General features: G+C 70.6%; 14 protein-coding genes. 6 read left to right on the top strand and 8 right to left on the bottom strand.

The window, feature by feature from the left end; all coding sequences use genetic code 11:
• Positions 1–96: 96 nt before the first annotated feature.
• Positions 97–504, bottom strand: a complete 408-nt coding sequence (locus AC3AOF_RS04535; RefSeq protein WP_236991903.1) for a hypothetical protein — start codon at positions 502–504, stop codon at positions 97–99.
• A gap of 516 nt (positions 505–1,020) precedes the next feature.
• Here AC3AOF_RS04535 and AC3AOF_RS04540 point away from each other — a divergent pair.
• The 3 genes from AC3AOF_RS04540 to AC3AOF_RS04550 all read left to right on the top strand — a co-directional run bounded on the left by AC3AOF_RS04540 (position 1,021) and on the right by AC3AOF_RS04550 (position 3,040).
• Positions 1,021–1,407 (top strand): phasin, encoded by a 387-nt coding sequence (locus AC3AOF_RS04540; RefSeq protein WP_488347792.1) that lies wholly within the window; start codon positions 1,021–1,023, stop codon positions 1,405–1,407.
• 375 nt (positions 1,408–1,782) lie between these two features.
• Complete coding sequence (locus AC3AOF_RS04545) at positions 1,783–2,712, top strand: phasin family protein (RefSeq protein WP_488347793.1); 930 nt, start codon at positions 1,783–1,785, stop codon at positions 2,710–2,712.
• Between the two features lie 73 nt (positions 2,713–2,785).
• Positions 2,786–3,040 carry a hypothetical protein gene (locus tag AC3AOF_RS04550; RefSeq protein ID WP_236991900.1) on the top strand — a complete coding sequence of 85 codons (255 nt, stop codon included), beginning with the start codon at positions 2,786–2,788 and terminating at the stop codon, positions 3,038–3,040.
• On the opposite strand, the gene AC3AOF_RS04555 is transcribed toward AC3AOF_RS04550, so the two are convergent.
• Together AC3AOF_RS04555 and AC3AOF_RS04560 are read right to left on the bottom strand one after the other, a co-directional pair.
• A complete protein-coding gene (locus AC3AOF_RS04555) occupies positions 3,033–3,374 on the bottom strand; it encodes a hypothetical protein (protein ID WP_236991899.1) in 342 nt (113 codons plus the stop codon). The genes AC3AOF_RS04550 and AC3AOF_RS04555 overlap by 8 nt on opposite strands.
• A 342-nt stretch (positions 3,375–3,716) precedes the next feature.
• Positions 3,717–4,166 (bottom strand): tautomerase family protein, encoded by a 450-nt coding sequence (locus AC3AOF_RS04560; RefSeq protein ID WP_488347794.1) that lies wholly within the window; start codon positions 4,164–4,166, stop codon positions 3,717–3,719.
• A 110-nt stretch (positions 4,167–4,276) separates the two neighbouring features.
• On the opposite strand from AC3AOF_RS04560, the gene AC3AOF_RS04565 reads away from it, so the two are divergent.
• Positions 4,277–4,801 (top strand): winged helix-turn-helix transcriptional regulator, encoded by a 525-nt coding sequence (locus AC3AOF_RS04565; protein WP_488347795.1) that lies wholly within the window; start codon positions 4,277–4,279, stop codon positions 4,799–4,801.
• A 45-nt stretch (positions 4,802–4,846) separates the two neighbouring features.
• Here AC3AOF_RS04565 and AC3AOF_RS04570 read toward each other — a convergent pair whose 3' ends face one another.
• From AC3AOF_RS04570 to AC3AOF_RS04580, 3 genes are all read right to left on the bottom strand, one after another.
• Positions 4,847–5,692: a class I SAM-dependent methyltransferase gene (locus AC3AOF_RS04570; protein WP_488347796.1), complete on the bottom strand. Its 846-nt coding sequence runs from the start codon at positions 5,690–5,692 to the stop codon at positions 4,847–4,849.
• Complete coding sequence (locus AC3AOF_RS04575; protein ID WP_236991895.1) at positions 5,689–6,753, bottom strand: lysylphosphatidylglycerol synthase domain-containing protein; 1,065 nt, start codon at positions 6,751–6,753, stop codon at positions 5,689–5,691. The genes AC3AOF_RS04570 and AC3AOF_RS04575 overlap by 4 nt, the downstream gene beginning before the upstream one ends.
• A 139-nt stretch (positions 6,754–6,892) precedes the next feature.
• On the bottom strand, positions 6,893–7,780 hold the full coding sequence (locus tag AC3AOF_RS04580; RefSeq protein ID WP_488347797.1) for an alpha/beta fold hydrolase: 888 nt from the start codon (positions 7,778–7,780) through the stop codon (positions 6,893–6,895).
• Between the two features lie 198 nt (positions 7,781–7,978).
• On the opposite strand from AC3AOF_RS04580, the gene AC3AOF_RS04585 reads away from it, so the two are divergent.
• A complete protein-coding gene (locus AC3AOF_RS04585; protein WP_488347798.1) occupies positions 7,979–8,593 on the top strand; it encodes a GNAT family N-acetyltransferase in 615 nt (204 codons plus the stop codon).
• 5 nt (positions 8,594–8,598) lie between these two features.
• Here the strand turns inward: AC3AOF_RS04585 and fliJ are convergent, their stop codons facing one another.
• Positions 8,599–9,006 carry a flagellar export protein FliJ gene (gene fliJ, locus AC3AOF_RS04590; protein WP_203156663.1) on the bottom strand — a complete coding sequence of 136 codons (408 nt, stop codon included), beginning with the start codon at positions 9,004–9,006 and terminating at the stop codon, positions 8,599–8,601.
• Positions 9,007–9,096: 90 nt separating this feature from the next.
• Positions 9,097–10,437 (bottom strand): flagellar protein export ATPase FliI, encoded by a 1,341-nt coding sequence (fliI, locus tag AC3AOF_RS04595; RefSeq protein WP_488347799.1) that lies wholly within the window; start codon positions 10,435–10,437, stop codon positions 9,097–9,099.
• A gap of 444 nt (positions 10,438–10,881) precedes the next feature.
• Between fliI and ctrA the strand changes: the two genes are divergently transcribed.
• Positions 10,882–11,583, top strand: coding sequence for a response regulator transcription factor CtrA (ctrA, locus tag AC3AOF_RS04600; protein ID WP_203156662.1), 702 nt, complete (start codon positions 10,882–10,884; stop codon positions 11,581–11,583).
• The last annotated feature ends 431 nt before the right edge of the window (positions 11,584–12,014 follow it).

The raw sequence follows: 12,014 nt of genomic DNA on the forward strand, positions 1-12,014 counted from the left end.
TGGATCCCGGGTTCTCGTCTTCGACGAGCTCCAGGATGACGTCGAGACGTATCGGCATCCATGCCAGATGACTGGCACGACACGTCAACCAGGCTCTCAGCGCGCCGGCTTCTTGGCCGCCTCTCCGGCAGCCGGCGTGATGCTGCCGGTCTGGGTCACCTTGTCCTTCGCCTGGTCGAGGCGCTTGTTGAGGGAGGCGAGATCGCGCTGGGTGGCGGTGAGCTGCGCCTTGGCCTTGTCGCGGGTCGCGCCGAGCTGGGCGATCTCGTCCCGGGTCGCGGCGATCTTGGCCTGGCGGTCGCGCAGCTCGGCGTCGACATCCTGGAACTGCTTGAAGCGCGCGGCGAGCGTGTCGCGCTGACCCTCGACCTCCGCCAGCTGGGCCCGGAGCGCGGCCTTGCCCGACGAGGAGACGGCGTAAGCGCCCCAGCCCGACAGGGTACCGAGGCCGAGGATGCCCGCCGCGACGGCGGCGGGATGGAGGCGAAACCGAAAGGTGCGCATCGGCAATCCTCGTCAGGTACTCGTAGGGCCGCCGCGGCGGCAGAGGATGTCCCGAACCCGGGAACACGATTGCCTGTGAGCATGACGGTTCTTCGTTAACACCGCCTTGCCGCAATTCGTCGTCGAAAACCTTAACGCATCGTGATCCGCCTTGCCGCGCAGGCGAGGGTCCTGTCGCCGGACCATTGACTACCCATCGTGAGATCTTGTTTGTTAGAGCAAGCGCGGTGGCACGGGGACGACACTCTGCGGGAGCACCGACAGGCAGAAATCCTGCACCTTCGAGGGCCGCGTCTGCTCCGGCCTCGTCGCGGCGAAAGCCCGCGTGCCGGTCTCCCGGAGCATCGCCACCGCGGTCGTGCCGTTCCGTCCCGCGCCACAGCGCCTCATCACCGGCGGACAAGGCCGTCCCGCGCGCGACCCGTTGACTCTCGCATTGCGTTGCAGCATCGTAATTGCTGCGTCGCACAAATCCTCGCGGGCGGCGCGCGTAGCGACGAGCCTGAGGCCACGCCCATGAGCACCACCCAGAAGCCCTTCGAAATCCCGACCGAGATGCGCGACTTCGCCGAGAAGGGCGTGCAGAACGCCCGCACGGCGTTCGGCACCCTCCTGGGCACCGCCCGCAAGCTCGCCGAGACCGTGCAATCCTCGACCCAGACCTCGCAGACCGGCATGGGCACCGCGGTGGCCCGCGGCTTCGAGTATACCGAGCAGCACGCCTCCGCGACCTTCGACCTCGCCGAGAAGCTCGTGCGCACCCGCGACGTGAAGGAAGCCCTGGAGTTGCAGGGCGAGTACATGCGCAACCAGATGAGCGCGCTGCAGAGCCAGGCGAAGGAATTCGCCACCCTGTCCGAGTCGATCAAGGACGACCTGACCAAGACCCAGGCCAAGGCCTGATTCCCTCCGGGGTGAAGCTCGGCCTCGCCCCGGGACGGTCGAGGACGATCGCGACTGCCAGCCGCCGGAGCGGGGCCGCGCACCCTGCTGACGCTCCCCGGCCAAGGGGATGAGACGATCTCCGGAAATTCCTGTCCGGGCATCGTCTCGCCAGCCCGCGCGGCGTCTGAGCGAAGCCGAAATATGAGACCGGCGGCGCGTCACCTTGGCGCCGCCGACGGCCGCGCGGCCTTGCCCGCGCCGACCTGCCGGTGCCCCGGACGAGCCTGCCGGCGCTCCGGCTTTGCGCGTCCGCCCCCGCATCGGGTGAGGGCGGCCGCCCGCCGGGTGACGCGCCAGGGACGCGCCGCCCGCTATTCCGAGGAGGCCGAGCCTATGACCACGACGCGCCGCATCGACAAGACCCGCAAGCCGCCCCGCCGCCCTCCCGTCCGGACGGCGGCGCGGACGGACGATCCTGCCAAATCCAGCGAGACCACGGCCATGGACACGACACCCGCCGAGGTCGCCGCCGAGCCGCCGATGCCCGAGACCGCCGCTTCCGAGCCGCTCGTGTCCGAGATCCACGCGGCCGAGCCGCACTTGAGCGAGACCGCCGCGGCCGATCCGCTCTTGTCCGGAACCTCCACGGTCGCGATGCTCGCGGCTGAAGGTCCCGTGGCGGCTCCTGTCGTAGCCGACGCGCCCGAGGCCCCGTTCGACGCGGAAGAGCCCGATCAAACCGGCGATGCGCCGATGGCCGAATCCGAGGCGTCGCCGGAGCTTTCGACGGCCGAGACGGAGCCGGCGCCCGTGCACGAGGATCCCGCCGAGGCGCCGGCCGCATTCGCCGAGTTCGTGTCCGAGGAGCCCGAGATCGCAGCGCCGTCAACCGAGGACGCTTCGGTGGAAGCGCCCGCCTTCCAGGAATCGGCGACCTCGGAGCCGGCAGCCCTCGAGACCGAGGCCGCCGAGAGCGAGCCGACCCCGGGGGAGGCGTCGGGCGTCACGGCCCTTGCCTCTTCGGCCGCCGCCGAGCCGGCCGCGGCGCCTGGGCCGTCCGGCCAGGACGAGGTTCCCCTCGCTGCCATGCAGGGCTTCATCGAGATCAACGGACGGCTGGTGGCGTTCTTCCAGGGCGAGAGCCAGGCGGCCCTCGCCTTCTGGAAGGCCGCGCTCGCAGTTCGTTCGCCGAGCGACCTCGCGCAGCTCCAGGCCGCCGAGATGAGCCGCGCCGTCGATGCGGCGCTCGCCTGCTGGACCGACCTCGCCCGCCGGATGGGCCGTCTCCCGGCCTGCACGGCGCCCCGGGCCCGCGCCGCCTGACAACGTGTTACGGGCCGGCGCCCTCCGTGCCGGCCCGGGCTCGCGATTTTTGCAAAACGCAAAGGAGACCGGGATGTTGGACGCTTGGTACGCGACGGCGATGCTCGCCATGGAGTCCCAGAAGGTCATCGAACTGCGCATGGTCAAGATCGCCTGGGGCGGCCTCGCCGGCCAGGTCGAGGCGCAGCGGATGGTGAGCGAGAAGATCGGCGCGGCCCTCGAGGCGACCAGCACCCTGCTCGGCGGCGGCACGCCGGAAGCGGTGATCGACCGCTACCGCGAGCACGTCCGCAACAACGTCGAGCGCCTCTCCGCTCCGGTCAATTGATCGCGCAGAAGCCCGCGCCCGAGCCGAACACCCGGCCGGTCGCGCACCAGGGTCGCAAAGGTGCCGGCGCGGACGACGGCGCCGGAGCGGCCTCGCGGGTTGGGATCGGCGCGGTGGTGCCGGTCGTCATCGGCTCCGGCCCGCCGGCATCGGCCGCCGCCGTGCGCAGCCGCGGCTCCGGCCCCAGGGCCGTGCGGGGCTCCGCCGTGACGGCGTGGCTCCGGCTTGTGACGAAGAACACGCCGCCACCGCCGCGCCGGCCCCTCGCCTCCGCGGGCGCCGCTGCCACCAGGATCCCGAGGGCGACCAGCCCGGCCATCAGACCTGCACGCATTCCTGTATCCCCCTCGCGGCCGCAAGCTCCGGCCGGATGCCAGGACCACGATGGGCGTCCGACGTTAACCCGGCATCGCACTCGATCGGTAGCATTCGAGGGATTGGCGCGAAGCGCTGGCGTTTTCCGGCCGGTGCCTCGAAGTAGGGCGAATCGTAGGCTGTCCGAGTGATCGCTTCAGGCGATCCTGTCGGATCGCTTTCGCGATGCGGAAAGCGGGCTTCGCCCACGCGCCGCGCGGCATCTCGCGAAGACTTGGACGCCGAGCCTTGGACGCCGAGCCGTGGAAGGAGCGGTGCTCCGCGCGACAGCAGAGCGGGCCTGGTCACGACCATCTCGCGGTCACGCGACAGCCGCGTTCCGCTCGCGCGCGACGGCGTCACGGACGAGCCCGACCGAGACGGCGCGCGCGCCGGCGAACCACTCGCCCTCGACCACGTCGTGGAACAGGCACCACACCCGACTCGCTCGCGCTGAATCGCAGCCCTCGCCTGTAGCCTCCAGCACGAGATGGGCGACTTCACGGCCGAGTCGGGCCTTGGCGGCGGCGTCGAGCGACCCTGCGGGGCTGGTCACCTCCAGGCGCCAGACAGCTTTGCGGGCGGGTTCGGCACCGACGATCAAGCGGCCCGCCGGGACTTCATGGATGTATGTCCACGTCACGTTCGCGGCGAAGCGGCTCCCGGCATAGCCCTCCTCGGCATTGACCGTGTCCGCGATCCGGCCGGCAAGGGCAGCGAGGTCCGCCTCCGGCAAGGCATCCTGGGGCGCGTACAAGTCGATCATCGGCATCGGCAATCTTCCTCCCACGGTGGCGAATCGACGCCCGCCGCGCTAGGTTCCGATTCGGAACCTAGACAGACCTATCTGAGTTCCCAAATGAAATCCAGCCGAGCGAGGCCATGACAGCGTGTTCATCGTCACCACCCGTCGCGCCCGAGGATTGCTCGCTGGTGCGCGCGCTCGGCGTCGTGGGCGAGCGCTGGACCATGCTGCTGCTGCGCCAGGCCTTCTACGGCGTGCGCCGCTTCGACGACATGCAAGCCCAGCTCGGCACCTCGCGGAAGGTCCTGGCCGACCGGCTCGCCCGCATGGTGGATGACGAGTTGCTCGCCCGCGTGCCCTATCGCGACGGCGCTCAGCGCACCCGTCACGAGTACCGGCTGACCGAGAAGGGGGAGGCCCTGGCGACCGTGCTCGTCGCGCTCATGCAATGGGGCGACCGGCACATGCCCCACCCGGACGGCAGACCGCTCCGGGTCGTGGACCGCGCCACGGGCCAAGAGGTGAGAGCGGCCCTGGTGCGCGAGGACGGCCGGCCCGTCGCGGGGCTGGCCACGCTGTCCGGCGAGGCGTGGCCGGACCGTCCGCGCGCCGCTGCGACGAGCCGCGATCAGGACGGCGCGGTCGAGCTGGCCGGGCGCTGATATCGGGACCGGAGCGCCCCGTCGGTGATCAGGTCGTCGGCAGTTTCACGCCTTGCGCAGCCACAGGCTGGTTTCGAAGGCGCCGGGCGGCAGGGGGAGCCGCGCCAGGATTCCGTCGAGCGGCCAGCCGGTCCCAACCGCGACGTAGCGGCTGGCGAAGAGCGGGGCGTAGGCGCCGCCCTGAAGCAGCGCGCCGACCAGCAATTGCTCGTTGTAGCCGCGCCAGGCCCATTCGTCGGGATAGGCGTCCGGCAGGAACACGTCGTGCAGGTGCACGATCACGCCCGACCGCAGCCGCGGCAGCACGTCGAGGACGAGCCGGTCGACGTCGGTGCCCGGCATCGCGACGTGGCTCGAATCGATGAACAGCAGGTCGCCGGGTGCGAGCGCGGCCGCGGCCTCCGCATCAGCAGGCCCGAACAGGCGTGCCTCGTGGCGAATGCCGAGGCCGGCGAGCGGCGCGCGGGGCACCGGGTCGATGCAGGTGATCGCGGTTGCGAGCGCGCCGTCACGGACGCCTTGCGCCAGGAAGCGGGTCGAATGGCCCGAGCCGATCTCGACGATGCGGCGGGGCCTCTCGCGGCGCACCAGGGCATAGGCCGCGGCCGCGTCGAGGCGCGGGAACCAGTCCTGGGTGAAGCGCGCCGGCCGCTCGCCGACGAGATCGGGACCTCCGGCGGCGATGCGGGCGAGGTCCGGTGCATGCGCCTCGATGGCCGCCAGGACCGCCCGGAATTCCAGCTCGGCCCCGGAAAAGATCGGGCGGAGGGCCGGGTAGCCCTCCGCCCGCGCCGCACCGGCATGCCGGTACGGGATCAGGAAACCGCCCGGCCGAATCCCGAGCAGGGTGCTGAGACCGAGCCCGGCGCGGCGCAGGCGGGTGCGGCTCATACCGCCTTGCGCACCTTCACGTCGTGCACCTGCACGTCGCGCAGGTCCGGGGTGATGCCGGGGCCGTCGACCGGCGGCGGCGGCACGGTGCCGGGGGACTTCGCCTTGTTGCGCAGGGCCTCGGCGAGGCGGCCGCGCTCGAACAGCAGAACCACGCCGATCGCCAGGGCGAAGGGCACGAGCAGGTAGAACAGGCGGAAGATCAGGACGGCGGCGAGCACGTCGGTCTTCGGCAGGTCCGGCATCGCCGTGATGAAGACGAGCTCGAACACCCCGATGCCGCCCGGCGCGTTGGAGACCAGGGCCACCGAGAACGAGGCGAGGAACACCGCCAGCACCACGAGGAAGCCCGGATTCCCGGCTTCCGGAAGGGCGAAATAGATGATGCCGGCGGCGCCCAGCAGCTCGAGCGGGGCGGCGATCAGCTGGCGACCCATGATGTTGGGGCGCGGATACTCGATCTTGAACGACCGGATGTGCAGCGGCCGGAAATGCAGGATCGAGCCTATGACGTAGAGGGCGACGAAGCCGAGGAGCCCGAAGCCGACGAGGCGGGCGGTGGTCGGGCTCGCGAGCACGGTCGGCAGGAGGCTCGCCACGCGCTGGAGCAGCTCGGGCTCGAGCACCAGCACCAGGCCGCCGAGGAACGCCGTGCCGAGGCCGAAGGTGAAGGAGCAGAGCGCCACCAGCACCGCCACCTGGGCGGGCGAGAGGCCCTTCGACGTGTAGGCGCGGTAGCGCACCACGGCGCCGGAGAACACCGAGGCGCCGATATTGTGCGACAGCGCGTAGGTGGTGAAGGAGCAGACCGAGACGAAGAGCCAGGAGATGCCCTTCACCCCGAGATGCAGGAGCGCGATCCGGTCGTACCAGGCCAGAGCGGCATAGGCCACGAGGGTCGAGCCGACGGCGAGCGCGTAGCGGTGCGGCGGGATCGCCGCCAGGCTCGCCTTCACGTCGGCGAAGGACAGGCCCTTCAGCAGGTGCCACAGCAGATAGACGGAGACCACGACGGCCCCGAGGCCGACGACCGGCCAGATGAAATCCTTGATCTTCTTCATCGCGGTCCCGTCGCGTCCCCGTTCTCGCGCGCGCTTCTGCCCGACCCTGCGGGCGACCGCAAGGACGGCCCCGCGCCGGCGGCCCCTCCTTTCATGAGATCGTGACGGTTTCGTGCCGAGTCCGCGGCGCAAGCGGCCTTCAGGCGCCGCGCCGGTCGAGCCAGTCGAGGAGAAGGCGGGTGACGCCCTCCGAGCCGAGATCGAGCTGGAGGAAATGGGCGATGTTCGGCACGGTGCGGTGCTCGGCGCCGTGGTAGAGCGCGGTGCGCCACGTCGTCGCCGGCCAGATCATGCGGTCGTCGGCGCCGCCGAGCACCAGGGCCGGCACGCCCGCGAAGGCCGCCGAGAGCGGCAGGGCCGGCCAATGCGCCTCGGCGAGGGCCACCGGGCTCTCGGCCGACATCCGGCCGGCATAGTTCTGCGCCCGCTCCAGCGGCAGGCCTTCCGAGAACAGCCAGTGCCGGGCGAGCGCCACCGCCGGCTCGCGGCCGGGCAGAAGCGAGCCCGCCAGCGCCTCGACCCAGAACCCCGCATCGGTCATCGCGATGCGCGGGCCGACGACGCCGAGGCCTTCCGGCGGCAGGGACGCCATCAGCACCAGGGCGCGCAACGGCACCCGGCCGAGGAGGCGCTGCGCCAGGAGCCCGCCGAGGGAATGCCCGATCAGCACCGGCGGCTCGCCCCACTGCGCGAGCGCCAGGGCCACGTCGGCGACGTAGTCGGACAGCGTGGCATTGCGCAGGTCGCGCCCGCCCTCGCTGCGGCCGTGGCCGCGCAGGCTCAAAGCCGCGGCGCGGCGGCCGCGCCGGGCGAGGTGGGGCAGAAAGATCTCCTCGAACATCCAGGCGCCGCCGAAGGCGCCGTGCACGAACAGGAGCGGCGCGCCGCGGGGCTCGCCGGCGGGCTGCGCCTCGATCCATTCGAGGGCCGGGCCGTCGCGGCGCTCGATCAGGCGGCGCGACACCTCGGCGCGCGGCTCGGTGACGACGGTGAAGCGGCGCCGGTCCCGCGCATGGGCGTCGTGCATGGTCGTGCCTCTCGAACGGTCCGGCGGGTCGCAGCGGGAAATTCGACTCGGGAAATCTAACGGCCACGCCAAGTCCGCACAGGTACCCGAACGGCGAAAGCCCCCGCATCGCGACAGAGTCGCATGGGAAAGCTTGACATAAGGGAAACGGGCCGGCCCCCTCGTGGCATGCTTCTACCGACAGGAGACGAAGCCGCCGTGAGCGATCATCCGACCGACGAGCAGCCCCTGCGCCTCGACGGGTATACCCCGATCCCGCCGACCCACGTCGCCGCCGTGGTGACCTACCTGGAGAGGCGCGAGCCCCCTCCCCCACGGTCGCGCGAGCCCTTGCCGCTCGCCGTCATCGGGACGGACATCGCGCGCTACCGGGCCCTCTACGCCGCCATCGGCACGCCCTGGCTGTGGTTCGGCCGCGCGGGGATGAGCGACGAGGAGCTCCTGGCGATCCTGGGCGATCCGGGGGTCGAGGCCCTGGCGCTTACCGAGGACGGGCGCGACATCGGCCTCCTGGAGCTCGACCGGCGGCAGCCGGATGAGCCGAACCTCGCCTATTTCGGCCTGATGCCGGAGGCGGTCGGGCAGGGTCGCGGGCGGCGCCTGATGGACGAGGCCCTGGCCCGCGCCTTCGCGCGCCCGATCCGGCGGTTCTGGGTGCATACCTGCACCTTCGACCATCCGGGCGCGGTCGATTTCTACCGGCGCTCGGGATTTTGCCCCTATGCGCGGGCGATCGAGGTGGCCCCCGACCCGCGTCTCACCGGCGACCTGCCCCGCATGGCCGCCGGGCAGATCCCGATACTGTCTGAGTAACGTCGTCAGGCCCGGGCGCGGCCGAGCCCGATGGCGTCCATGCTGGCCTGGTCGCGGGCATTCTCGGCGGCGCGCTCGCCCGAGCGCTCGCGGTCGTCGAGGATCTCGACCTTCTTCAGTTCCTCGAACGCCTCGGCGAGAGCCGCCTTGGCCGCGGCGAGCTGGACGTCGAGCTCCTCGGCCGAGCGGCGGATGTTGTCGCGGCGCTGGGCGGCGGCGCGGGCATAGGTCGGGTAGGCGAAATGAGCCGGATCGGAGATCCCGGCCCGCTGCTCCTCCTGGCCGATCTCACGGTCGAGATCGGCGGCCATACGGGCGAAATCGGCGATCATCGCCTCGATTTGCGCGACCTTGCGGCGCTTCTCGTCGGCCTGGAAGCGGCGCAGCCGGATGAGCGTGTCCCGCGACTTCATTGTACTCCACTCCAGCCAGCGGCATGCGGCCGAGCGTCCGACCGCCACGCGCCGTCACGCGGCCGCGGTAGCGGACCGCGCGACCGGCCCTCACGCCCCGCCGACGATCGCGGCGAGACGTTCGTAACCCTCGCGGATGGAGGTTGCTTCTTCCTTACCCTGCCCCAGAAAAGCCTCCAGATCCGGCATCAGGCCGATCGCCTCGTCGACCTCCGGCGAGCTGCCGGGCCGGTAGGCGCCCAGGCGGATCAGCTCCTCCATGTCCGCATAGGTCGAGAGGACCCGGCGGGCGCGGCGCACGGTGGGCAGGTAGTCGGGGTCGCAGGCCCGCGGCATGGTGCGGGAGACCGAGCGCAGCACGTTGATCGCCGGGTAGCGCCCGCGCTCGGCGATGGCGCGCTCCATCACGATGTGCCCGTCGAGGATGCCGCGGACCGCGTCGGCCACCGGCTCGTTGTGGTCGTCGCCCTCGACCAGCACGGTGAAGAGGCCGGTGATCGCCCCGTCCCCGGTCCCGGGTCCGGCCCGCTCCAGCAGGCGCGGCAATTCGGAGAAGACGGTGGGGGTGTAGCCCTTGGCGGTCGGCGGCTCCCCGGCGGCAAGGCCGATGTCGCGCTGGGCCATGGCGAAGCGGGTGATCGAATCGACCATGCACAGAACCTGCGCGCCCTCGTCGCGAAAATACTCGGCCAGCGCGAAGGTGACGTAGGCGGCGTTGCGGCGCATCAGCGCCGGCTCGTCGGAGGTGGCCACCACCACCACCGAGCGGGCCAGCCCCTCCTCCCCGAGATCGTCCTGGAGGAATTCCTGCACCTCGCGGCCGCGCTCGCCGACGAGGCCGATCACCGCGACGTCGGCGGCGGTGTAGCGCGCCAGCATCGAGAGCAGCACCGACTTGCCGACGCCGGAGCCGGCGAAGATGCCCATGCGCTGGCCGGCGCACATCGTGAGAAACGTGTTGATGCAGCGCACCCCGAGATCGAGGGGCGGCCCGACCCGGCGCCTGGCATGGGCGGGCGGCGGATCGGCCTGGAGGCCGTAAGGAGCGGGTCCGGGCGGCAGCGGCCCCTTGCCGTCGATCGGGCGGCCGAGCGCGTCGACGACGCGGCCGAGCCAGGCCCGGCTCGGCCGGATCGCCCCCGCCCCTTCCGCCCGCACCCGGGCCGGGCAGCCCCGCCGCACCCCCTGGAGCGAGCCGAACGGCATGGCCAGCGCGTGGGCGCCGGAGAAGCCGATGATCTCGCAGGGCACGGCGGCGCCCGCGGCCTCGTTCACCACGACATCGAGCCGGCCGCCCAGCCGCATGGCGGCCACCGGGCCGGCGACCTCGATCAGGAGGCCGCGCACCGCCACGACCCGCCCGAAGGTTTCGACCTCCTCCACCCCGGCGAGCGCCGCGCGGGCGGCGTCGAAGCGCCCTCCCCCCGTCATACCCCCTCTCCCGGCACCATCCTGTTGATACGAGGCGGTTTCCCGAACCGTGACGCTGCCATTGCCGGATTCCATCAACGATCCATTTACCCCTCTCCTTAACACTGAGGCAGATGGGATCCGCGTCCGCTGCCCGGAGGTTCTCCGGTGGCGTGGCGCGGGGGCAACATCACGGGCAGGCCTCAATGATGCGAGTCATTTAGGCGGCTCGCCGGGAGCGGGATGCAGGTATGCTGCCGCGATTCGGCCGGAACGGAACGCCAACCCGCAAGGGGCCGGACCGTCAGCGGTTTCCTAACCGCTTGCGGGACCGGAGCAGGGTTTGTTAACCGTTCGGGCCTAGCGTCGCGGTTCGGAAGATAACGGGCGTCCCCCACGGGCCGGTGGGAGACGGGCGGCGGGGGCTTGCCTTAACCCTTGAGGGCCAGGGCTTGGGGACCTGAGATGCGGGTACTTCTGATCGAGGACGACAGCGCCACGGCGCAGAGCATCGAGTTGATGCTCAAGTCCGAGAACTTCAACACCTACACGACCGACCTCGGCGAGGAGGGTGTCGATCTCGGAAAGCTGTACGATTACGACATCATCCTGCTCGACCTGAACCTGCCCGACATGTCGGGCTACGAGGTTCTGCGCTCGCTGCGGGTGGCGAAGGTCAAGACCCCGATCCTGATCCTCTCCGGCATGGCCGGGATCGAGGACAAGGTGAAGGGCCTCGGCTTCGGTGCCGATGATTACCTCACCAAACCTTTCCACAAAGATGAACTGGTCGCGAGAATCCACGCGATCGTGCGCCGGTCGAAGGGCCACGCGCAGTCGGTGATCACCACCGGCGACCTGATCGTGAACCTCGACCAGAAGACGGTCGAGGTGTCGGGCGCCCGGGTGCATCTCACCGGCAAGGAGTACCAGATGCTGGAGCTCCTCAGCCTGCGCAAGGGCACCACCCTGACCAAGGAGATGTTCCTGAACCATCTCTACGGCGGCATGGACGAGCCCGAGCTGAAGATCATCGACGTGTTCATCTGCAAGCTTCGCAAGAAGCTCGCGAATGCCAGCCAGGGCAAGAACTACATCGAGACGGTCTGGGGCCGCGGCTACGTGCTGCGCGAGCCGGCCGAGGAAGAGGACCGCATCGCGGTCTGACGACCGGGCCCCTTTCGGGTCCGGACGGACGAAAGAACCCCGCTCCGGCGGGGTTTTTTCGTTGGCGGCGGAGAGGGGGAAACGAGGGCTGGATCGGCGGCCCTGAGCGTCATGGGCGCCCGGCAGGTACGATCCCTTTTTGAAGGCCGCCCGGCTTTACGCCCGGCGCGCGGAACGGCGCTCTGCCGGAGCGGAAAAACACAGCCACGACCGACAGGCGGCGCAGGATCGAGCACGGCCGGCCTTGCGCCTGGTTCATTCTTTCGGAGCCTGTCGGAGTGGCAAAGCTAGCATCTCGATAGGAATTCTTCGTCCCACCCTCGACCTCATCCTGAGGTGCAACTGAACGGAGCCTCGAAGGAGGGCTCCAGATGACACTGTATTCCCTGGAGCCCTCCTTCGAGGTCAGTCGATTTTCAATCGACCAACAC

It is taken from the genome of Methylobacterium sp. 142-1Y, assembly GCF_057747795.1.

Excerpts from the sequence above, each read along its gene's own strand:
- AC3AOF_RS04555 (WP_236991899.1), bottom strand. The coding sequence starts at position 3,374 with ATGCGTGCAGGTCTGATGGCCGGGCTGGTCGCCCTCGGGATCCTGGTG.
- AC3AOF_RS04540 (WP_488347792.1), top strand. The coding sequence starts at position 1,021 with ATGAGCACCACCCAGAAGCCCTTCGAAATCCCGACCGAGATGCGCGAC.
- AC3AOF_RS04545 (WP_488347793.1), top strand. The coding sequence starts at position 1,783 with ATGACCACGACGCGCCGCATCGACAAGACCCGCAAGCCGCCCCGCCGC.
- AC3AOF_RS04550 (WP_236991900.1), top strand. The coding sequence starts at position 2,786 with ATGTTGGACGCTTGGTACGCGACGGCGATGCTCGCCATGGAGTCCCAG.
- fliJ (WP_203156663.1), bottom strand. The coding sequence starts at position 9,006 with ATGAAGTCGCGGGACACGCTCATCCGGCTGCGCCGCTTCCAGGCCGAC.
- AC3AOF_RS04535 (WP_236991903.1), bottom strand. The coding sequence starts at position 504 with ATGCGCACCTTTCGGTTTCGCCTCCATCCCGCCGCCGTCGCGGCGGGC.
- AC3AOF_RS04565 (WP_488347795.1), top strand. The coding sequence starts at position 4,277 with ATGACAGCGTGTTCATCGTCACCACCCGTCGCGCCCGAGGATTGCTCG.
- AC3AOF_RS04575 (WP_236991895.1), bottom strand. The coding sequence starts at position 6,753 with ATGAAGAAGATCAAGGATTTCATCTGGCCGGTCGTCGGCCTCGGGGCC.
- AC3AOF_RS04570 (WP_488347796.1), bottom strand. The coding sequence starts at position 5,692 with ATGAGCCGCACCCGCCTGCGCCGCGCCGGGCTCGGTCTCAGCACCCTG.
- fliI (WP_488347799.1), bottom strand. The coding sequence starts at position 10,437 with ATGACGGGGGGAGGGCGCTTCGACGCCGCCCGCGCGGCGCTCGCCGGG.
- ctrA (WP_203156662.1), top strand. The coding sequence starts at position 10,882 with ATGCGGGTACTTCTGATCGAGGACGACAGCGCCACGGCGCAGAGCATC.
- AC3AOF_RS04580 (WP_488347797.1), bottom strand. The coding sequence starts at position 7,780 with ATGCACGACGCCCATGCGCGGGACCGGCGCCGCTTCACCGTCGTCACC.
- AC3AOF_RS04560 (WP_488347794.1), bottom strand. The coding sequence starts at position 4,166 with ATGCCGATGATCGACTTGTACGCGCCCCAGGATGCCTTGCCGGAGGCG.